The organism is Rhodovarius lipocyclicus (assembly GCF_009900765.1).
In the GTDB taxonomy this organism is placed as follows: domain Bacteria; phylum Pseudomonadota; class Alphaproteobacteria; order Acetobacterales; family Acetobacteraceae; genus Rhodovarius; species Rhodovarius lipocyclicus.
This window is the reverse complement of the sequence record NZ_JAAABL010000004.1, coordinates 122,218-141,047: the sequence shown is the minus strand read 5'-3', so window position 1 is coordinate 141,047 and position 18,830 is coordinate 122,218. Positions and strand designations below refer to the sequence as shown.

Sequence of the window (18,830 nt, the reverse complement as noted above, 5' to 3'; positions counted from 1 at the left end):
CTGACAGGTGCGGCGTCGATTATATCATAAAAATCAACGAGACACACGTTTCCAGGAGGTGGCGCCAACGGCTCGGGGTCCAGGGCCGCTACGGTCCTGGCGGGGGACCAGGGGGCGGCGCCCCCTGGTCCGGGCGAAGCCCCGCCCCCCATCAGCCGCCCACCTTCCGGATATCCACGATGCGCAGCGCCACCGCGACCCCCGCCAGCATCACCGCCATCAGCAGCACCGACACCACCGCCGTCGCGCGGATCTGCGAGCCTTCGTAGAACAGCAGGATCAGGTTCCCCAGGAAGGCCAGCTTGTTGCCGCCCACCGTGGTCACGGTGATGAAATCCGCCAGCACGTTCAGGAACACCAGCACCTGCCCGATGACGATCCCCGGCAGGGTCAGCGGCAGGATGATGCGGCGGAACACGGTGAAGGGGGTGGCCTTCAGCGTCATCGCGGCCTCTCGCAGCGCGGGCGGGATGCTGTTCAGCATGTAGACCACCGGCCCGCTGGCCAGCAGCGTGTACAGCGACACCTGCGCCATCGACACGCCGAGGCGCGAGTAGAGAAACGCCTGGATCGGCCGCTCGATGAGGCCCAGCGCCAGCAGCGCCTGGTTCAGCAGCCCGTTCACGCCCAGGAAGGGGACGAAGGCGATGGCCCGGATCAACGTGCTGGTCCAGAACGGGATGACGAAGGCCAGGAACAGCGCCGTGCGCCAGGCGGGGCTGGTGACCTTCACCGTCAGGAAATAGGCGATGCAGTAGCCGAGCACCCCGGTGATGCCCATGATCATCGCCGTCTGGCCCAGCGTTTCCAGGATCAGCCAGCGGTAGTTCGCGTTGGACAGGAAGCGCGTGTAGTTGTCGAAGGTGATGGGGTTATGGGGCGACACGCTCTGCCCGCCCCACAGCGAGACCCAGAGGATCAGCAGGGTGGGCAGCACCACCGCCGCCAGCATCCACAACCCGGCCGGGATGGCGAGCCAATAGGCGGCGGCGGAGCGGGGGCGGATGCTGCTCATGCGTGGAGCACCCCGTCCTCGGTCTTCCAGCCGAAGCTGACGAGGTGGCCGGGGGAGACGCTCTGCGGCAGGGCGCCGAACTGGTCGTATTTCACCAGCGCGCCCGATTTGGCTTCCAGCACATGGCGGCGGTAGGCGCCGAAATACTCCACCACATTGCAGCGCAGGCTCAGCCGGTTGCCGATCTCGGGGCCCGGGGATTCCAGCAGCCGCTCGGCGCGGACGGAGAAGCTGACCTCGCTGCCGCGCGGCGGGGCAGGGCGGCCGCGCAGCGGCACGCTGAACAGGCCGTCGGGCGCATCCACCCGCAGCAGCCCGGCCTCCGCCCCCGCGGCCTTGCCGCGCAGGATGTTGTTGCCCTGGATGAAGCCCGCGACGAAGGCCGTGCGCGGGCGGGAGAGCACCTCCTCCGGCTTGCCCTGCTGCTCGATGCGCGCGTGGTTCATCACCACCACCAGGTCGCCCAGGGAGAACGCCTCGTTCTGGTCATGCGTGACCCAGATGAAGCTGATGCCGCTGCGCCGTTGCAGCGATTTCAGCTCCAGCATCACCGTCTCCCGCAGCGAGTAGTCCAGCGCGCCGATCGGCTCGTCCAGCAGCAGGATGCGGGGTTCGGTGATCATGGCGCGCGCCAGCGCCACGCGCTGCTTCTGCCCGCCCGAAAGCTGCGCCGGGCGGCGCTCGGCCAGGTGGTCGATCTCGAAGGCCGTCAGCACCTCTCCCACCCGGCGGGCGATCTCGGCGCGGGGCTTCTTCTGCATCTCGAGGCCGAAGCCCACCTGCTTGGCCACGCTCATGTGCGGGAACAGGGCGAAATCCTGGAACATCATGGCGATGTCCCGCTCCCAGGGCGGGTCGCGCGTCACTTCGCGGCCGCCGATCAGGATATCCCCGGCGTCGGGTTCCTCCAGCCCCGCCACGCAGCGCAGCGTGGTGGTCTTGCCGCAGCCGGAAGGGCCGAGCAGGCAGACGAACTGCCCCTTCGGCACCTGCAGGGAGACACCATCCACGGCGGTATAGCCGCCATAGCGCTTGCGGATGTTGCGCAGCTCCAGGTCGAGCTGCGGCAGCGCGGGTGGTGGGGCTGCCATGGGTTCAGGCCACCGCGAGCACGTCCTGGCGGCTTTTCATCAGCGGCTGGATGCGGGTGCCGAACTGCTCCATCCCGATCAGGAAGTCGTCGAAGGTCAGCATCACGCCTTCCAGGCCGCGCACCGCCGCCAGCTCATCCATCAGCCGGGCCACGGTTTCATAGGAACCGATCAGCCGCAGCATGTTGGTGGGCACGCGGTCGGAGCGCACCATGCGGCCCACGGTGGAATGCGCCTCGGCCTTCACATCCGCCCCCGCCTGCGCGTCGCGCCAGGAGAGCGCCTCCAGGTCCGTGCCCTCGACGTAATGCTCCCACTTGGCCATGGCGGCCTCGTCGGTCTCGTCGGCGATGATCATCATCAGCAGCATGGCCTTGCACTCGGCGCCCGCGGCTTCGTTCGCGGCGATCAGGCGGTCGGTGTGCTGGGCGACCTGGCTGGTGTCATTGATGCCGCCGGCGCTGATGAAGTTATAGTCCGCGTATTCGGCCGCGAACTTCATGCCCCGGTTGGACTGCCCGGCGGAGATGATGTCGATCTTGCCCGGGGGCAGGGGGCTGACGCGGCAATCCTCCATCTGGAAGAACTCGCCTTTGAAGTCGGATTTCCCGGTGGTCCAGAGATCCTTCATCACCTGCACGTATTCCGAGCAGTATTCGTAGCGTTTGGAGAAATACTCCTCGCCCGGCCAGATCCCCATCTGGACGTATTCGGCCTTCTGCCAGCCCGAGACGATGTTCACCCCGAACCGGCCCTTGCTGATGCTGTCGATGGTGACGGCCATGCGCGCGATCACCGCGGGCGGGATGGTCAGCACGGCGACGGAGGCGAACAGCTTGATCCGGCTGGTGACGGCGGCCAGGCCCGCCATCAGGGTGAAGCTTTCCAGATTGTGGTCCCAGTACTGGCTGGGCCCGCCGAAACCGCGCAGCTTGATCATCGACAGCGCGAAATCGAAGCCGAACCGTTCGGCCTTCAGCGTCACCTCGCGGTTCAGGTCGAAGCTCGGCATGTATTGCGGGGAGGTGGTGGAAATCAGCCAGCCATTGTTGCCGATGGGCAGGAACACACCGATCTTCATCGCGACAGACCCCATTCTGTTGCGGCGCAGCGTGGGGCGGGGATGCGGGGCGCTCAACGCGAAGTTGCGTGAGGCGGGACGAAATCCGGCACGCCGTGTCCCGCCTTTGGTCAATTCCCCGGCAATAACTGGTGCGGCCGCCGCCTTATCCGGCAGAGGGGTGGTATTCGGGGGCGCATTTGCCCGGGCGCCGTTCCCGGCTAATCCCTTGCCGAGCCAAGGAGGAACGCGATGCCCGTTACCGTCACCCAGGAAGGGGCGCTCTGCACCCTGACGTTGAACCGGCCGGAGCGCGGCAACGCGCTGGGCGCCGAACTGGTGGAAGGCATCGAGGCCGGCTTCGACCAGGCCCTGGCCCAGGGCGCGCGGCTGGTGGTGCTGCGCGGCGCGGGGAAGCATTTCTGCACCGGGCTCGACCTGTCGGACCTGGACAGCGTGACGGAGGGCGACCTGGCCCTGCGCATCCTGCGCATCGAGCTGCTGTTGCAGAAGCTGCACGCGGCCCCGGTCACGACCATGGCGATCGCGGGCGGGCGGGTGTTCGGCGCGGGGGCGGACCTGTTCGCCGTGTGCGACCATCGGGTGGCGCTGGCGGGCAGCAGCTTCGCCTTTCCGGGGCCGGCCTTCGGGCTGGTGCTGGGCACCGGGCGGCTGGCGGGGCTGGTGGGCGACACCATGGCCCGGCACCTGCTGCTGGCGGGCGCGCCCATCCCGGCGCAGCGCGCGCTGGAGCTGGGCCTGGCCACCGGGGTGAGCGAGGCGCCCACGACCGATTCGGCGCTGGCGGCGGCCACCCGGCTGGATGCGGGCACGGTGGCGGCCCTGCACCGCCGCACCCGCCGGGCCGATGACGCGGGCGATCTGGCGGCGCTGGCGGCCTCCGTCGCGCGGCCGGGGCTGTTGCGGCGGGTGAAGGACTATCGCGCGCGGGTAATGGCGGAGCGCCCGGCCAAGGGATGATGATTAACGAATAGGCTTTGTGATCCGAATTTGTGCCGCACCTTGCTGGCCTGGCGTGATTTCGGGCTGTATCTCGCAATTGCGGTTGCGGCTGCCCGAACGCTGGGCTATCGAACGGGTGCTGGACAGGTTTGCCTGTTCAGGCGGCACAAGGTGGTGCCGCCGCCGGCCCCCGGTGCGCGCGATCGACCAGTGCCAAAGGCGGCACGTCTTGGAACCTTCTCCAGGCGGAGCCTTGCCATGCAGACGATCAGCCAGCCCTCCCCCCGTCAGGTTTTCGCGGCATGAACGCGATCCCGGCCCAGCACCCGCGCCTCGTCGTCATCGGCAATGGGATGGCCGGCATGCGGACCGTCGAGGAAATCCTCGCCCGCGCGCCCGGTAAGTTCCAGATCACGGTCTTTGGCGCCGAACCGCACCCGAACTACAACCGCATCATGCTCTCGCCCGTGCTGGCGGGGGAAAAGACCTTCGACGACATCGTGATCAACAGCCGCGAATGGTACGCGGAAAACGGCATCGAGCTGATCGCGGGCGAGAAGGTGGTCTCGGTGGACCGCGAGGCCCGGCTGGTGATGGGCGAATTCGGCACCACCCGCCCGTATGACCGGCTGCTGATCGCCACGGGCTCCGATCCCTTCATCATCCCCGTCCCCGGGCACAAGCTGCCGGGCGTCATCACCTTCCGCGACATGGCCGATGTGGACGCCATGCTGGCCGCCTGCGAGCGCGGCGGCAGCGCCGTGGTGATCGGCGGCGGGCTGCTGGGGCTGGAGGCCGCGAACGGGCTTTCCATCAACGGCATGCGCACCACCGTGCTGCACCTGATGCCCACGCTGATGGAACGCCAGCTGGACACGGTCGCAGGCGGCATGCTGAAGGCCGATCTGGAAGCGCGTGGCCTGACCGTGCTGTGCGGCGCCGACACCGCCGAGATCCTGGGCACCGAGCGCGTGACCGGCATCCGCCTGAAGGACGGCAAGGAGATCCCGGCCGACTTGGTGGTGATGGCCGTGGGCATCCGCCCCAACGCCGCGCTGGGCCGCGAGATCGGGCTGGAGTGCAAGCGCGGCATCATCGTGGACGACACGATGCGCACCTCGGACCCGTTCATCTTCTCGGTCGGCGAATGCGTGGAGCATCGCGGCGTGTGCTACGGGCTGGTGGCGCCCCTGTGGGACATGGCGCGCGTCGCCGCGGACCACCTGAGCAGCGTGGCCGACAGCCTGTACATCCCCGCCGTCAGCGGCACGCGGCTGAAGGTGACGGGCATCGAGATGTTCTCCGCCGGTGATTTCATCGGCGGCGATGAGGCGGAGGTGGTCGAATTCCGCGACCCCTCGCGCGGCCTGTATCGCCGCCTGGTGCTGCGCGAGGAGAAGGTCGCGGGCGTCGTGCTCTATGGCGAGGCCGAGGATGCGGGCTGGTATTTTTCGCTGTTGAAGAACGCGGAGGCGCTGGGCCCCCTGCGCCACACCGCCATCTTCGGCCAGTCCGTCGCCATGGCCGCGGCGGGCGGCCCCGCGAAGGACCCGAAGGCGGCCCTGGCCGCCCTGCCGGACACCGCCGAGATCTGCGGCTGCAACGGCGTGTGCAAGGGCAAGATCCTGTCCACCATCGCGGAGAAGGGGCTGACCACGCTCGACGATGTGCGGGCGCACACCAAGGCCTCGGCCAGCTGCGGGTCCTGCACGCCGCAGGTGGAGGGGCTGATCGCCCTGGCGCTGGGCGATGGCTATCAGGCCGCGGCCGAAAAGCCGATGTGCAAATGCACCGGCCTGGGCCATGACGTGGTGCGCAAGGAAATCATCGCGCAGTCCCTGAAGACCATGCCCGGCGTGATGAAGCGCCTGGGCTGGAAGACAGCCGATGGCTGCCACCATTGCCGCCCGGCGCTGAACTACTACCTGCTGTGCGCCTGGCCCGGCGAGTATGAGGACGACGCGCAATCCCGCTTCGTGAACGAACGCAACCACGCCAACATCCAGAAGGACGGCACCTATTCCGTCGTGCCGCGCATGTGGGGCGGCGTGACCAATGCCGCCGAGCTGCGCGCCATCGCCGATGTGGTGGACAAGTACGATATCCCGACCGTGAAGGTCACCGGCGGCCAGCGCATCGACCTGCTGGGCGTGAAGCGCGAGCAACTGCCGGAAGTCTGGGCCGAGCTGAACGCCGCCGGCATGGTCTCCGGCCACGCCTATGCCAAGGGGCTGCGCACGGTGAAGACCTGCGTCGGTTCCGAATGGTGCCGCTTCGGCACCCAGGACAGCACCGGCATGGGCATCCAGCTGGAGCGCATGACCTGGGGCAGTTGGCACCCGCACAAGGTGAAGCTCGCGGTCAGCGGCTGCCCGCGCAACTGCGCGGAGGCCACGATCAAGGATTTCGGCGTGATCGCGGTGGATAGCGGCTGGGAGCTGCACATCGCCGGCAATGGCGGCATCCACCTGCGCGGCACCGATTTCCTGTGCAAGGTCACGACCGAGGCCGAGGTGCTGGAATATTGCGGCGCCTTCCTGCAGCTGTACCGGGAGGAAGCCCGCTATCTGGACCGCACCGCCCCCTGGGTGGAGCGCGTGGGCCTGGATTACGTGAAGCAGCGCATCGTGGAGGACGCCGAGGGCCGCCGCGCCCTGCACGAACGTTTCCTCTACGCCCAGAAATTCATGCAGATCGACCCCTGGGCCCAGCGCGCCCCCGGCGCCGCCGCCGCCCAGCCCTTCACCAGCCTGCAACCCGCGGAGTGAGCCAGATGATCGAGATCGGCAGCCTGTCCGACATCCCCCGCCAGGGCGCGCGCATCGTGAAGACCGCGCAGGGCGATATCGCGGTGTTCCGCACCCTGGACGACAGCGTCTTCGCCATCGAGGACCGCTGCCCGCACAAGGGCGGCCCGCTGAGCCAGGGCATCGTGCACGGCCATGGCGTGGCCTGCCCGCTGCACAACTGGGTCATCGACCTGACGAGCGGCGAGGCCCTGGCCCCCGACCATGGCTGCGTGAAGCGCTTCGCGGTAGAATTGCGCGGGGACCGGGTGTGGCTGGCCCTGCCGGCGGCGCGACAGGCCGCCTGAAGAAAGGGGTGGCGATGGCGGACACATTGGCCCACGGCGCTGCGGATGACGCCGAGCCCGAACACCCCTTCGCCCCCTTCGTGCGCACCCTGGGGCGCGGCCCTGGCCGCTCCCGCTCCCTGACGCGGGAGGAAGGGCGGCAGGCGCTGTCCATGGTGCTGGCCGGAGAGGCCGAGCCTGTGCAGATCGGCGCCTTCCTGATGCTGCTGCGCTATCGCGGCGAGGATGTCGAGGAAGTGACCGGCCTGGTCGAGGCCGCCCGCGACGCCGTGGGCGCCGCCCCCGCGCCGGTTGATCTGGACTGGCCTTCCTATGGCGCCGGCCGCACCCGCGGCGCGCCCTGGTTCCTGCTGGCCGCCCTGGCCCTGGCGCGGGCCGGCCACCGGGTGCTGATGCACGGGTCTAACACCTTCACCTCCGGCGTCGCGGTGAAGGATGCCCTGCCGTCGCTGGGCCTCGCCGCCGCCCGCAACCGGGCCGAGGCGCTGGACCAGGTGGCCGCCAGCGGCTTCGCCTATTTGCCGCTATCGGTCATGAGCCCGCGCCTGAATGAGATCCTGCACCTGCGCGCGCTGCTGGGCCTGCGCTCGCCCATCAACACGGTCGCGCGCCTGCTGAACCCCGCCGACGCGCCGGCCGGCGTGGATGGCGTGTTCCACCCGCCCTACATCGCCGTGCATCTGGGCGTGGCCGCCGCCCTTCTCCGCCCGCGCCTGCTGGTGGTGAAGGGCGGCGGCGGCGAGGCCGAGCGCGCGCCGGGCAAACCCATGCAGGCCCATCTGCAGATCGGCCCCAACGCCGAAATACTGGACCTGCCGGCCCTGACCGCCACCCGCGCCACCACCACCAGCCTGGCCGGGATCTGGAACGGGACCGAACACTGCCCCCATGCCGAAGGGACCGTGGTTGGGACCATCGAACTGGGATTGCTGGCCATGGGCGTGCCGGATGCGGCCAGCCGGGCGGCGGAGGTGTGGGCGGGGCGTTGAGGGCGCTGCCCTCAAACTCCCGTTGAGGGGGAAATGACTTTCCCCCTCAAGCTCCCCCATTACTTTTTGTCAGTTTGGGGACGGTACTTGAGCCTGCGAAGGTTTTTTCGGTAAGATTATATAATGATATCAATTATATAGAATTAGCTCTGTCCCCAAACTCCTCGCAGGGGCCTGGGGAGATCTGATCTCCCCAGCGGATGGGGTCTGGGGAAGGCGGCGCCTTCCCCAGTCTGCAACACTCGTTGCATTCCACCCCATTCCATGAAACAAACATCGCGTGCCCACCCCCATCGACACGCTCCGTCGCGCCTTGCCGGGTTTGCCTCCGCGCTTGCGGGAGGCCGGGGATTTCCTCGCCCGGCATGATTTCGATGCCACCACGCGTTCCATGCGGGATCTGGCGTTGGCGGCTGGCACGCACCCGGCCACTTTCACGCGTCTGGCGCAGGCCTTGGGGTATTCCGGCTGGGATGCGCTGCGCGAGGCGTTGATCGAGGCCCGCCGCCCTGGTCCTTATTCCCGCCGGGCCGTCGCCGCTGGCCCCCAGCCCTTGCCCGCCGCCATGCTGGCCGCCGATGCCGAGAGCCTGGCGCGCATCGCGCCCGCCCCCATCGCCGCTGCCGCGCGGGCCCTGCATGCCGCGCCGCGTGTGTGGGTGGCGGGGTATCGGTCCTGCCGGGGTGTCGCGCAGATATTGCATTATGAGCTGCGGCTGTTCCGCCCCGATGCCGTGCGGCTGGTGGGCGGCGCGAGCCCGGAGGACCTGGACCTCGGCGCCTTCCAGCCCGGCGATGCGCTGGTGCTGATCAGCTTCGCGCCCTATTCGCGCGCCATCGCCCGCACGGCGCGGGCCGCGCGGCAGGCGGGCTGCACCACGATCGCGCTGCTGGACAGCCCGGCCGCCCCGGTGGCGGCGGGGGCCGCGCATCTGCTGCTGTTCGATGCCGCGGCCGGCCCGGGCTTCTTCCCCAGCCTGACCGGCGCGCTGGCCACCGCCCAGGCGCTGGCCGCCGCCAGCTTCATCGAGGGCGGAGAACCCGCCCTGACCCGATTGCGCCAGGCCGAGTCGCGGCTTGCCGCATTGTCCGAATACGTCCCCGAACAGGATGACCTGCCATGAACATCGCCACCTCTCCCCGCCGCAGCCGCGTGCTGCAACGCTCCTCCCTGACCACCCCGCCGATGGCGGTGGGCGGCCATGGCGTGTGGCTGGTGGAGCAGGGCGGGCGGGAGGTGCTGGATGCCTCGGGCGGCGCCGCCGTTTCCTGCCTCGGGCATCAGCACCCGGCCATCATCGCGGCCATCAAGGCCCAGGCGGACAAGCTGTGCTACGCCCACACTGGCTTCTTCACCAACGAACCGGCCGAGGCGCTGGCCGAAAACCTGGTCGGGCATGAGCCGGGCGGGCTGGTCCAGGCCTATTTCGTCGCCGGCGGGTCGGAGGCGGTGGAGGCCTCCATCAAGCTGGCGCGGCAGTATTTTCTGGAGATCGGCCAGCCCCAGCGCACCCGCTACATCGCGCGCCGGCAGAGCTATCATGGCAACACGCTGGGCGCGCTCTCGGCGGGCGGCAACGCGGCGCGCAAGGCGCCCTATGCGCCGCTGCTGTCGCCCGCCTTCAGCCATGTCTCGCCCGCCTTCGCCTATCATGGCGCCGAGCCCGGCGAGAGCGAGGCCGATTACGTCGCCCGCCTGGCTGCCGAGCTGGAGGCGGAGTTCCAGCGCCTCGGGCCCCAGAATGTCGCGGCCTTCATGGCGGAGACGGTGGTGGGTGCCACCGCCGGCTGCGTCCCCGCGCCCGCCGGCTATTTCAAGGCGGTGCGGGAGGTCTGCGACCGCCACGGCGCGCTGCTGATCCTGGATGAGGTGATGAGCGGCATGGGCCGCACCGGCACCCTGCACGCCTGGGAGCAGGAGGGGATTTCCCCCGACATCCAGGCCATCGCGAAGGGTCTCGGCGGCGGTTACCAGCCGATCGGGGCCGTGCTGGTCTCCGGCCGGGTGGTGGATGCGATCGAGCGGGGCTCGGGCGCCTTCCAGCATGGCCACACCTATCTGGCGCACCCGATTCCCTGTGCCGCCGCGCTGGCCGTGCAGCGGGTGATCCAGGAGGACGGGCTGCTGGACCGGGTGAAGGAGATGGGCGAGCTGCTGCAGGCCCGCCTGACGGCCCGTTTCGGCAACCACCCCCATGTGGGCGATATCCGGGGCAGGGGCCTGTTCCGCGCCATCGAGCTGGTGGAGGACCGCGCCGGCCGCACCCCCTTCGACCCCGCCCGCAAGCTGAACGCCCGCATCAAGAAGGAAGCCTTCGCGCGCGGCCTCGCCTGCTATCCCGGCGGCGGCACACTGGATGGCGTGCGCGGCGACCATGTGCTGCTCGCCCCCCCGTATATCGTCAGCGCCGAGGAGATCGGCCTGATCGTGGATCGCCTGGGCGAAGCGGTGGATGCCGCCCTCGCTTCGATCTAAACAGCTTTTCATAACCAGGGAGTAACCCGATGAGGACCATCCTCGCCGCCACGGCACTCTTCGCCGCCAGCCTGTTCAGCCAGGCGGAGGCCGCCACGCTCGATGTCGTGCGCCAGCGCGGCCAGCTGATCTGCGGCGTCAGCGCCGGCTTCGCGGGCTTTTCCGCCCCCGACACCCAGGGCACCTATCGCGGCCTCGACGCCGATTACTGCCGCGCCGTCGCCGCCGCCGTGCTGGGCGATGCCACGAAGGTGCGCTTCGTGGGCCTGACCGCGCAGAACCGCTTCACCGCCCTGCAATCGGGCGAGATCGACGTGCTGTTCCGCAACTCCACCCAGACCTTCCTGCGCGGCACCAGCATCGGCCTGACCCAGGGCCCGGTGAATTTCTATGACGGCCAGGGCTTCGTGGTGCGCCGCGACGCCAATGTCAGCCGCGTGCGGGAGCTGGACGGCGCGACCGTCTGCGTCGCCCAGGGCACGACCCATGAGGTGACGCTGGGCGACTACGCCCGGGCCAACCGCATCCGCCTGAACCCGGTGGTGTTCGAGCGCATCGACAGCATGTACCAGGCCTTCTTCGCCGGCCGCTGCGACGCGATGACGCAGGATGCCTCGGCGCTGGCCGGTGCCATCGCCCAGGCGCCCAACGCCGCGCAGTACCTCGTGCTGGGCGAGACGATCTCGAAGGAGCCGCTGGGCCCGTTCACCCGCAACGGTGACGAGCAGTGGACCAACATCGTCGCCTGGGTGCATTACGGGCTGGTGGAAGCCGAGGAAAACGGCGTGACCCAGGCCAATGCCGAGGAGCAGTCCCGCGGGCAGAACCCGGTGGCGCAGCGCCTGCTGGGCACCTCCGGCGAGTTCGGCCAGCGCATCGGCCTGGACAACCGCTGGATGCTGAACGTGATCCGCGCCGTGGGTAACTATGGCGAGGTGTTCGAACGCAATGTGGGCCAGGCCAGCGTGCTGCGCCTGCCGCGCGGGGCGAACGGGCTGTGGAACCAGGGCGGGCTGATGTACGCGATCCCGTTCCGGTGAGGACGGGCCGGGGGCTCTGCCCCCGGACCTCTGCCCGGGGGGGAATGACTTTCCCCTCGGGAACCCCCCATGACTTTTGGGTGGCTTGAGGGGAGGCGGCGCCTCCCCAATCGGCCCTTACCGCGGCCCGCGCCGCCGGTTCGCCGCCAACTCCTGTTCCGTCAGCAGGAAGCCCACCACCACCCGGTAATCCCGCGCGCGGTGCGCTTCCGACACCGGCAGGATGATCTCCACCGGCTCGGAGGTCACGCGCGTGGTGGTCGTGTTGGCCGGGAAGCTGACGGTCTGTTCCACCTGTTGCCGGCTGAGGATCTGTCCCTGGCTGTTGGTCACGGCGATCACCAGCGGCAGGTTCTGGCTGCGCGGCGTGCCGGCGGGCCCGCGTTCGGCCGACAGCAGCAGGCTGAACTGCATGGCGATGCCGCGATTGTCGCGGCTGCGCTGGCAGCGGCCGTTCTGCACGCCCAGCAGGCGGGCGTCGATTTCCAGGCTGGTCAGTTCCGGGGCCTGGCCCTGGCGGTAGCGCGTCAGGTCCACCGCGTCCGGCAGCAGGCCGGGGCGAGGGCAGGCCAGCAGCAGGTCATCCGTGTTGCCGGGGCTGCAGGCGGCCAGGCCCATCATCCCCAGCCCCATCAGCCCCAGCATCTTCGCGGCACCCAACATCTTGCGCATGCACATCCCTTTCGGCTGCTGCGGCTGGCCACCCCTGGGCCAGACCTGTAGAAAGCCCCATATGCCCCGAACCACTGGCCACCGGAAGTGACGCGCATGATCCAGAGTGACACCCAAGCGGCGAACAAGCCCAGCCTGAACGTGCTGTTGGCCGGCCCGCGCGGCTTTTGCGCCGGTGTGGACCGGGCCATCAAGATCGTCGAGGAAGCGCTGAAGCGCTACGGCGCGCCGGTCTATGTCCGGCATGAGATCGTCCACAACCGCTTCGTGGTCGAAAGCCTGGAGCGCCAGGGCGCCATCTTCGTCGAGGAACTGCACGAGATCCCCGATAACGGCCAGCCCGTGGTGTTCAGCGCCCATGGCGTGCCCAAGGCCATCCCCGGCGAGGCCGAGCGCCGGGAGATGTTCTATCTGGACGCTACCTGCCCGCTGGTCAGCAAGGTCCATCGCGAGGCCGAGCACCACCACGCGCGCGGCCGCCACATCCTGCTGATCGGCCATGCCGGCCACCCGGAAGTGATCGGCACCATGGGCCAGCTGCCCGAGGGCTGCGTGACCCTGGTCGAGGACGAGGAGGACGCCCAGCGCGTGCAGCCGCCGGCCGATGTGCCGCTGGCCTTCATCACCCAGACCACCCTGTCGGTGGACGACACCGCCGGCATCATCGCGGTGCTGAGCGAGCGTTTCCCCGCCATGTCCGCCCCCGCGAAGGAGGACATCTGCTACGCCACCACCAACCGCCAGGCGGCGGTGAAGGCGATCGCGCCCCGCGCGGAGCTGATGATCGTGGTGGGGGCGCCGAATTCCTCCAACTCCGTCCGGCTGGTGGAGGTGGCGAATCGCGCCGGCTGCCCGAAATCCATCATGGTGCAGCGCGGCCGCGACCTGGACCTGGCCGTGCTGGATGGCGTGCACACCGTGGGCATCACCGCCGGCGCCAGCGCGCCGGAGGTGCTGGTCGAGGAAGTGCTGAGCAAGCTGCGGGAGCGCTACGCCCTGGCCACCGAGGAAGTGGTGGTCGCCGAGGAGCGCATCACCTTCAAGCTGCCCACCGCGCTGTCGGCCGCCGAGGCATGAGCGACGCCCACATGCCCGGGGGGGCCGGTTAGCCCCCCATGGCCGTCTATACCGAAGTAACGGATGAGGCGCTCTGCGCCTTCCTGGCCGCATACCCGATCGGGGAGCTGGTGGCCTTCCGCGGCATCGCGGAGGGGGTGGAGAATTCCAACTACCAGCTGCGCACCACGGGTGGCGATTTCATCCTGACCCTGTACGAGAAGCGGGTGGACCCGGCGGAGTTGCCCTGGTTCCTGGGGCTGATGCGCCATCTGGCCGCCCATGGGGTGGATTGCCCCCAGCCGGTGGCGGGCCTCGACGGAGAGGCGCTGCGCGAGCTGGCCGGCCGGCCGGCCGCCATCTGCACCTTCCTGCCCGGCGTCTGGCCGCGCCGGGTGCGCACGGAACACGCGGCACCGCTGGGCGCCGCGCTGGCGGGGCTGCATCTGGCGGGGCGGGGCTATGCGGCCACGCGCGCGAATGCGCTGGGGCCCTCGGGCTGGGCGCCGCTGCTGGACCGCTGCCGCGCCGATGGCGATGCCGTGCAGCCGGGCCTGATCGCGGAGCTGGACGCGGCGCTGGCCGGCATCCTGGCCGCCTGGCCCGCGCCCGGCCTCCTGCCGCAGGGGCATATTCACGCCGACCTGTTCCCGGACAATGTCTTCTTCCTGGAGGATGCCGAGGGCACCCCGCGCATCTCCGGCCTCATCGACTTCTATTTCGCCTGCACCGACCTGCTGGCCTATGACCTGGCCGTCTGCCTGAACGCCTGGTGCTTCGAGCCGGATTATGCCTTCAACGTGACGCGGGCGGCGGCGATGATCCGGGCCTATGCGGCCCACCGGCCCCTGTCGGCGGCCGAGCGCGCAGCGTTGCCGGTGCTGTGCCGGGGGGCGGCGCTGCGCTTCCTGCTGACGCGGCTGTTCGATTGGGTGAACACCCCCCCGGGCGCGATGGTGACCCGCAAGGACCCGCTGGAATACCTGCGCAAGCTGCGCTTCTTCCTGGCGGCCGAAAGCGCGGAGGCGCTCGGTGGCTGAGGAGATGTTCGTCGAGATCTGGACCGATGGCGGCTGCAAGCCCAATCCGGGCCCGGGCGGCTGGGCGGCCGTGCTGCGCTTCGGCGGGCATGAGAAGGAATTGTCGGGCCACGACCCCGCCACGACCAACAACCGCATGGAGCTGACCGCGGCGGCCTCCGCGCTGGAGGCGCTGAAGCGCCCCTGCCGCGTGGTGCTGCACACGGACAGCGAATACGTGCGCAACGGCATGGAGCGCTGGATCAAGGGCTGGGTGCGCAACAACTGGCGCAACGCGGCCCGCGACCCGGTGGCGAACATGGAGCTGTGGCAGCGGTTGCTGGCCGCGGCCAAGCCGCATCACATCGAATGGCGCTGGGTGAAGGGCCATTCGGGGGATGTGATGAACGACCGGGTGGACCAGATGGCGACCGCGGCGCGGGAGCGGGGGTAGGGGCGACCCTACCTCTCCCTGATCGTCACGCCGTTGCCGCCGATGCGGATGTCCACGCCCGGCTGGTGCTGCTCCTGGTACAGCCAGTAGCCGAGCACGCCGGCGCCGATGCCCAGCGCCGCGATCGCAATCATCAGAATATTCTGCTTCGACATTCCTGCCTGCCTTCGGGTTGGGATGGTGCTGCTTCAGATGCGTCCGAGCACCAGGAGGACGATGACGACGACCAGCAGCACGCCGAGGATGCCGACGCTGCCGTGGCCGTAGCCGTAGCCATAGCCGCCGCCCACGCCGCTGAAGCCGCCAAGCAGCGCCACGACGAGGATGATGAGGAGAATGAGGCCGAGGGACATGAGGGGAATTCCTGATCCTTGGCCCGCTCCGGTGTTGCGGATGCGGGCCGGTGAAAATGGGGGCTGCCGGGCCGGGCGGCCCGGCCGCCGTCAGTAGCGGGGCTGCTGCATGTCCTGGCGCCGGGAATTGCCGCGATACCCCCCATTGCGCCCGTAGGGCTGCCGGGACTGTTCGGACTGGCTGTAGAGGTAGCCGCCGGCACCGCCGACGCCAGCGCCGAGCAGGGCGCCGAGACCGGCATTGCCGCTGAAGGAGCCGACGATCCCGCCCAGGGCGCCGCCGCCCAGGGCGCCGATCCCCATGTTCTGCTGGGTGGGCGACATGTTCTCGCAGCCCGCCAGGCCGAGGCCGGCGCCCAGGGTGGCCAGGAGCGCGAAGACGCGAGGTGTTGAGCGCATGGTCATCTCCTGGATCTCAGAGTCTGCTGCGGGTGGTCGAGGGCCGCATCGGGGCCGCCGGGCAGGGGAAGCTCGCCTGGGCCCAGCGCAGCAGGCCATCCAGCGCCGGCTCGTTGCCGTGCTGGGGGTTGGCCCGGGTCCAGGCGGCGAAGGCGATGCCGGCCTGGGCGATGCTGGGGCCCGGGACAGGCACGCAGAACAGCGGCCGGGTGGGGCCGCCCTGGGGATAGAGCAGCGCGTGATACTGGCCGAAGCTGGTCAGGAAGCCTTGGCAATAGGCGATGGACTCCAGCCGCGGCACGCCGTTCCCGGCGGGATCGCAGACCGCGGCGAGTTCATTCGCGGTCTGGACATGGGTGACGGCGGCCTGGGGCGCGCCGGGCGTCTGGGCCATGGCGGCGGGTATGGCCGGGGCGGCGCCGAGGATGGCCGCCGCGAACGCCAACGAAGCTAAGGGGCGTGTCATCGTGCCCTCCCTGTGATCGCATGCGAACGCGTCCGGCTTGTCCTGGCGCGCGAGCGATCGGGAGGTAAACAGTTGAAGGAGATGCGGGTTGCAGGCGCCGCCCGTTATTTTTCGTGCCGGAACGTTTCAGTTCCCACCGGCGCCGGCCAGGGCCGGCAGGGCGAGCAGGACGGGAACACGCATCGGGCCGCTCCATGGCGAGGGAGCGATGCTACTTCCGGCGCCGCGATCCGGGCAAAGCGGTTTCAGTAATTGATTTGAATACAAATCAATTGTATCCCACCGACCATGCTGCCCCCACGCTTCCAATTCGGCTTCCGCTTCGTCGTGCTGGCCCGCCAATGGCGCCGCACCCTGGATGAACAGCTGCTGCGCGCCGGCCTGTCCGACGCCACCTGGACCACGCTGATCCATCTGCAACAGGCCGGGGACGGCATCACGCAGAAGGATCTGGCCGCGCGGCTGGGGCTCGATGCGTCGTCCCTGGTGCGGCTGATCGACATATTGGCCGGGCAGGGGTTGGTGGAGCGCCGCCCGGGCGAGCATGACCGCCGCGCGCGCCAGCTGTTCCTGACCCCCGCCGGCCGGGAGCGGGTGGCCGCGCTGCGCGAATTCCTGATCGCCGCCGAGACCGAGATGCTGGCCGACCTGTCCGACCGGGAGCTGGAGGGGATGCTGGATGCCTTCGCCCGCATCGAGGCCGGGCTGGCCCGGCTGCGGGGTGGGGCATGAGCGCCGTGTCCCTCGCGGCCCGGCTGGGCTTCGATCCGCCGCGCCTGGCCTTCGCGCTGCGCACCGCGCTGGGGGCGTGCCTGGCGCTGTACCTGGCCTGGGCGCTGGGGCTGGAGCACCCGCAATGGTCGGCGATGACCGTCTGGGCCACCTCCCAGCCCACGCGCGGGCAGTTGCTGGAAAAGAGCCTGTTCCGCTGCATCGGCACCGTGGCCGGCACGCTGGCGGGGGTGGGGCTGATGTGGGCCAGCGGCGGGCAGCCGCTGGGGCTGGTGCTGGGGCTCGCGGCCTGGATCGGGCTGTGCGCCTTCTGGGGCAATGTGCTGCGGGGCTTCGTCGCCTATGGCAGCATCCTGGCCGGGTATTCGGCGGCCATGGTGGCGCTGCTGGACACCGCCCACCCAGACCATGTGCTGCTGCTGGGCGCGGACCGGCTGGCCACCGTGCTGGTCGGCGTGCTGACGGCGCTGGTCGTCGGCTGGCTGTTCACCCCGGCCCTGGCCGAGGACACGGTGCTGGGCCGCGGCCGCCGCCTGACCGCGCGGCTGCTGCGCGCCATGGCCGACCACCTGCGCGGCGCGCCGGCGGGCGAACACCCCCACGCCCTGCTGCGGGAGATGGCGGCGATCGAGGAGATGCTGGACCCGCATGGCGCGGGCTCTCTGCGGTCCCGCCAGGCGGTGCGCGCGGTGCGGCGGCTGCTGACGGCGGAGGTCGCGGCGATCCTGTGGCTGAAATACCCGCAAGCCGCGCAGCCGGTGGCCGCCGCGGCGCTGGAGGAGGCCGCCATGGCGCTGGAGGCCACGGCCTCTCCGCTGGAGGCCCTGCGCCGCGCGCACCAGGCCGCCGATGCCCCGCTGCGGGAGATGCTGGACCGGTTGGAACCCGCCCTGGCCCGGCCGCTGGAGGGCGGGCCGGGCTCCGGCGCGGCGCGGCCCTCGCACCCGCTGGTGCTGCACCAGGATTGGGTGGGTGCGCGCCAGGCGCTGATCCGCGCCGTGGGCGCCATGCTGGCCGTGGGCGCGCTGTGGGTGCTGACGGGCTGGCCCGGCGCGCCCTTCATGCTGCTGGGCATCGCTGTGATGACCTCGCTGTTCTCCACCATGGACAATCCGGCGCTGATGATGCGTTTCGTGGCGCGGGGGCAGGTGATCGGGGTGGCGGGGGCGCTGGCCTGCCGCTGGCTCGCCTGGCCCTGGGCCGGGGATGCGCAGCAACTGATTCTGATGATGATGCCCTTCATCCTGCTGGGCGCGCCGCTGGTGGCCCACCGGCGGACCATGCCGATGAGCTTCGACTACAATATGGTCATGCTGCTGCTCTCCCAGCCGCACTACCCGCTGGAGGGGAGTGTCCTGTCCTCCCTGGCGATGGGTGTCGCGGTGGTGGCGGGGCCGCTGGTGGCGCTGGGCTTCTACCGCTTCGTCTACCCGACCGACGCCCGGCGGCGGATGGATGTGCTGATCGCGATGATGGTGCGGGAATTGCGCGACATGGCCGCCCCGGGCGCCACGCCCAGCGCCGAGCTGTGGCGCGCGCGGCTGTACCACCGCCTGTTGCGGCTGGTGGGCTGGACGGAAAAGACCGCCGAGCGGGAGATCTCGGCCAGCGATGGCGGGCTGGCGGTGCTGGCGCTGGGCAGTGCCGCGCTGCGGCTGCAGGCCCTGGCGCGGCAGGAGCTGCCCCCTGGCTGCGCCCGCGCCGTGGCGACCGCGCTGCGGCGGATGCGCCAGGACCCCGGCGCGGCCGGCCCCGCCCTGGCCCTGGCCGCCGCGCGGCTGGAGCGTGCGGGCCGCGCGGAGGCCGCCGTGCTGGACCGCGCGGCCCGCGCCGTGGCCGCGCAGCGGGCGTTTTTCGCCCGCGCCGCCTGAGGGGAGAGGTCGCCAAGCGCCCTCCGCTGGAGTATCGCCACGAGGTTGTCATCAGAGAGCGGACGGGCCCTTCGGCCCGCC

20 protein-coding genes are annotated in these 18,830 nt (G+C 70.0%); 12 read left to right on the top strand and 8 right to left on the bottom strand.

Annotation, left to right across the window (positions count from 1 at the left end; translation table 11 throughout):
• Window positions 1-151: 151 nt before the first annotated feature.
• Genes GT007_RS07050 through rutA form a run of 3 tightly spaced genes read right to left on the bottom strand, consistent with a single transcriptional unit; the run spans window position 152 to window position 3,187 of the window.
• Complete coding sequence (locus GT007_RS07050) at window positions 152-1,015, bottom strand: ABC transporter permease (protein ID WP_160120887.1); 864 nt, start codon at window positions 1,013-1,015, stop codon at window positions 152-154.
• Complete coding sequence (locus GT007_RS07045; RefSeq protein ID WP_160120886.1) at window positions 1,012-2,106, bottom strand: ABC transporter ATP-binding protein; 1,095 nt, start codon at window positions 2,104-2,106, stop codon at window positions 1,012-1,014. Before GT007_RS07045 ends, GT007_RS07050 begins: the two co-directional genes overlap by 4 nt.
• A 4-nt stretch (window positions 2,107-2,110) precedes the next feature.
• Window positions 2,111-3,187 (bottom strand): pyrimidine utilization protein A, encoded by a 1,077-nt coding sequence (gene rutA / locus GT007_RS07040; protein ID WP_160120885.1) that lies wholly within the window; start codon window positions 3,185-3,187, stop codon window positions 2,111-2,113.
• Between the two features lie 231 nt (window positions 3,188-3,418).
• Here rutA and GT007_RS07035 point away from each other — a divergent pair, with 231 nt between their 5' ends.
• From GT007_RS07035 to GT007_RS07005, 7 genes are all read left to right on the top strand, one after another.
• The gene (locus GT007_RS07035; RefSeq protein ID WP_160120884.1) at window positions 3,419-4,147 is read left to right on the top strand and encodes an enoyl-CoA hydratase/isomerase family protein; all 729 of its coding nucleotides are present in this window, start codon (window positions 3,419-3,421) and stop codon (window positions 4,145-4,147) included.
• 284 nt (window positions 4,148-4,431) lie between these two features.
• The gene (nirB, locus tag GT007_RS07030; RefSeq protein WP_160120883.1) at window positions 4,432-6,897 is read left to right on the top strand and encodes a nitrite reductase large subunit NirB; all 2,466 of its coding nucleotides are present in this window, start codon (window positions 4,432-4,434) and stop codon (window positions 6,895-6,897) included.
• Window positions 6,898-6,902: 5 nt separating this feature from the next.
• Window positions 6,903-7,223 (top strand): nitrite reductase small subunit NirD, encoded by a 321-nt coding sequence (gene nirD / locus GT007_RS07025; RefSeq protein WP_160120882.1) that lies wholly within the window; start codon window positions 6,903-6,905, stop codon window positions 7,221-7,223.
• 14 nt (window positions 7,224-7,237) lie between these two features.
• Window positions 7,238-8,212, top strand: coding sequence for a glycosyl transferase family protein (locus tag GT007_RS07020; RefSeq protein WP_160120881.1), 975 nt, complete (start codon window positions 7,238-7,240; stop codon window positions 8,210-8,212).
• A gap of 280 nt (window positions 8,213-8,492) precedes the next feature.
• The gene (locus tag GT007_RS07015) at window positions 8,493-9,335 is read left to right on the top strand and encodes a MurR/RpiR family transcriptional regulator (protein ID WP_160120880.1); all 843 of its coding nucleotides are present in this window, start codon (window positions 8,493-8,495) and stop codon (window positions 9,333-9,335) included.
• On the top strand, window positions 9,332-10,687 hold the full coding sequence (locus GT007_RS07010; RefSeq protein WP_160120879.1) for an aspartate aminotransferase family protein: 1,356 nt from the start codon (window positions 9,332-9,334) through the stop codon (window positions 10,685-10,687). The genes GT007_RS07015 and GT007_RS07010 overlap by 4 nt, the downstream gene beginning before the upstream one ends.
• Before the next feature lie 29 nt (window positions 10,688-10,716).
• Window positions 10,717-11,727, top strand: coding sequence for an amino acid ABC transporter substrate-binding protein (locus tag GT007_RS07005; protein WP_160120878.1), 1,011 nt, complete (start codon window positions 10,717-10,719; stop codon window positions 11,725-11,727).
• 117 nt (window positions 11,728-11,844) lie between these two features.
• On the opposite strand, the gene GT007_RS07000 is transcribed toward GT007_RS07005, so the two are convergent.
• Window positions 11,845-12,399 (bottom strand): hypothetical protein, encoded by a 555-nt coding sequence (locus GT007_RS07000; RefSeq protein WP_160120877.1) that lies wholly within the window; start codon window positions 12,397-12,399, stop codon window positions 11,845-11,847.
• Window positions 12,400-12,495: 96 nt separating this feature from the next.
• On the opposite strand from GT007_RS07000, the gene ispH reads away from it, so the two are divergent.
• The 3 genes from ispH to rnhA are packed head-to-tail and all read left to right on the top strand — an operon-like array spanning window position 12,496 to window position 14,928.
• The gene (gene ispH, locus GT007_RS06995) at window positions 12,496-13,476 is read left to right on the top strand and encodes a 4-hydroxy-3-methylbut-2-enyl diphosphate reductase (RefSeq protein WP_160120876.1); all 981 of its coding nucleotides are present in this window, start codon (window positions 12,496-12,498) and stop codon (window positions 13,474-13,476) included.
• Between the two features lie 38 nt (window positions 13,477-13,514).
• Entirely contained in the window at window positions 13,515-14,495 is a 981-nt protein-coding gene (locus GT007_RS06990) for a homoserine kinase (protein ID WP_160120875.1), read from the top strand.
• 4 nt (window positions 14,496-14,499) lie between these two features.
• A complete protein-coding gene (rnhA, locus tag GT007_RS06985) occupies window positions 14,500-14,928 on the top strand; it encodes a ribonuclease HI (protein WP_160120923.1) in 429 nt (142 codons plus the stop codon).
• An 8-nt stretch (window positions 14,929-14,936) separates the two neighbouring features.
• Here rnhA and GT007_RS22155 read toward each other — a convergent pair whose 3' ends face one another.
• The 4 genes from GT007_RS22155 to GT007_RS06970 form a co-directional block, all read right to left on the bottom strand.
• Window positions 14,937-15,083, bottom strand: coding sequence for a hypothetical protein (locus GT007_RS22155; RefSeq protein ID WP_201451820.1), 147 nt, complete (start codon window positions 15,081-15,083; stop codon window positions 14,937-14,939).
• A 33-nt stretch (window positions 15,084-15,116) separates the two neighbouring features.
• The gene (locus GT007_RS06980) at window positions 15,117-15,281 is read right to left on the bottom strand and encodes a DUF3309 family protein (protein ID WP_160120874.1); all 165 of its coding nucleotides are present in this window, start codon (window positions 15,279-15,281) and stop codon (window positions 15,117-15,119) included.
• Between the two features lie 90 nt (window positions 15,282-15,371).
• A complete protein-coding gene (locus tag GT007_RS06975; RefSeq protein ID WP_236571540.1) occupies window positions 15,372-15,680 on the bottom strand; it encodes a glycine zipper domain-containing protein in 309 nt (102 codons plus the stop codon).
• A gap of 16 nt (window positions 15,681-15,696) precedes the next feature.
• Window positions 15,697-16,146: a Rap1a/Tai family immunity protein gene (locus tag GT007_RS06970; RefSeq protein WP_160120872.1), complete on the bottom strand. Its 450-nt coding sequence runs from the start codon at window positions 16,144-16,146 to the stop codon at window positions 15,697-15,699.
• A gap of 288 nt (window positions 16,147-16,434) precedes the next feature.
• Between GT007_RS06970 and GT007_RS06965 the strand changes: the two genes are divergently transcribed.
• Together GT007_RS06965 and GT007_RS06960 are read left to right on the top strand one after the other, a co-directional pair.
• Entirely contained in the window at window positions 16,435-16,878 is a 444-nt protein-coding gene (locus tag GT007_RS06965; RefSeq protein ID WP_160120871.1) for a MarR family winged helix-turn-helix transcriptional regulator, read from the top strand.
• Entirely contained in the window at window positions 16,875-18,749 is a 1,875-nt protein-coding gene (locus tag GT007_RS06960) for an FUSC family protein (RefSeq protein ID WP_160120870.1), read from the top strand. The genes GT007_RS06965 and GT007_RS06960 overlap by 4 nt, the downstream gene beginning before the upstream one ends.
• Window positions 18,750-18,830: the final 81 nt, after the last annotated feature.

What these genes read in the sequence shown, in the direction of transcription:
- GT007_RS07050 (WP_160120887.1), bottom strand. Translation starts at nt 1,015, where the DNA reads ATGAGCAGCATCCGCCCCCGCTCCGCCGCCGCCTATTGGCTCGCCATC.
- GT007_RS07045 (WP_160120886.1), bottom strand. Translation starts at nt 2,106, where the DNA reads ATGGCAGCCCCACCACCCGCGCTGCCGCAGCTCGACCTGGAGCTGCGC.
- rutA (WP_160120885.1), bottom strand. Translation starts at nt 3,187, where the DNA reads ATGAAGATCGGTGTGTTCCTGCCCATCGGCAACAATGGCTGGCTGATT.
- GT007_RS07035 (WP_160120884.1), top strand. Translation starts at nt 3,419, where the DNA reads ATGCCCGTTACCGTCACCCAGGAAGGGGCGCTCTGCACCCTGACGTTG.
- nirB (WP_160120883.1), top strand. Translation starts at nt 4,432, where the DNA reads ATGAACGCGATCCCGGCCCAGCACCCGCGCCTCGTCGTCATCGGCAAT.
- nirD (WP_160120882.1), top strand. Translation starts at nt 6,903, where the DNA reads ATGATCGAGATCGGCAGCCTGTCCGACATCCCCCGCCAGGGCGCGCGC.
- GT007_RS07020 (WP_160120881.1), top strand. Translation starts at nt 7,238, where the DNA reads ATGGCGGACACATTGGCCCACGGCGCTGCGGATGACGCCGAGCCCGAA.
- GT007_RS07010 (WP_160120879.1), top strand. Translation starts at nt 9,332, where the DNA reads ATGAACATCGCCACCTCTCCCCGCCGCAGCCGCGTGCTGCAACGCTCC.
- GT007_RS07005 (WP_160120878.1), top strand. Translation starts at nt 10,717, where the DNA reads ATGAGGACCATCCTCGCCGCCACGGCACTCTTCGCCGCCAGCCTGTTC.
- GT007_RS07000 (WP_160120877.1), bottom strand. Translation starts at nt 12,399, where the DNA reads ATGCGCAAGATGTTGGGTGCCGCGAAGATGCTGGGGCTGATGGGGCTG.
- ispH (WP_160120876.1), top strand. Translation starts at nt 12,496, where the DNA reads ATGATCCAGAGTGACACCCAAGCGGCGAACAAGCCCAGCCTGAACGTG.
- GT007_RS06990 (WP_160120875.1), top strand. Translation starts at nt 13,515, where the DNA reads ATGGCCGTCTATACCGAAGTAACGGATGAGGCGCTCTGCGCCTTCCTG.
- rnhA (WP_160120923.1), top strand. Translation starts at nt 14,500, where the DNA reads ATGTTCGTCGAGATCTGGACCGATGGCGGCTGCAAGCCCAATCCGGGC.
- GT007_RS22155 (WP_201451820.1), bottom strand. Translation starts at nt 15,083, where the DNA reads ATGTCGAAGCAGAATATTCTGATGATTGCGATCGCGGCGCTGGGCATC.
- GT007_RS06980 (WP_160120874.1), bottom strand. Translation starts at nt 15,281, where the DNA reads ATGTCCCTCGGCCTCATTCTCCTCATCATCCTCGTCGTGGCGCTGCTT.
- GT007_RS06975 (WP_236571540.1), bottom strand. Translation starts at nt 15,680, where the DNA reads ATGCGCTCAACACCTCGCGTCTTCGCGCTCCTGGCCACCCTGGGCGCC.
- GT007_RS06970 (WP_160120872.1), bottom strand. Translation starts at nt 16,146, where the DNA reads ATGACACGCCCCTTAGCTTCGTTGGCGTTCGCGGCGGCCATCCTCGGC.
- GT007_RS06965 (WP_160120871.1), top strand. Translation starts at nt 16,435, where the DNA reads ATGCTGCCCCCACGCTTCCAATTCGGCTTCCGCTTCGTCGTGCTGGCC.
- GT007_RS06960 (WP_160120870.1), top strand. Translation starts at nt 16,875, where the DNA reads ATGAGCGCCGTGTCCCTCGCGGCCCGGCTGGGCTTCGATCCGCCGCGC.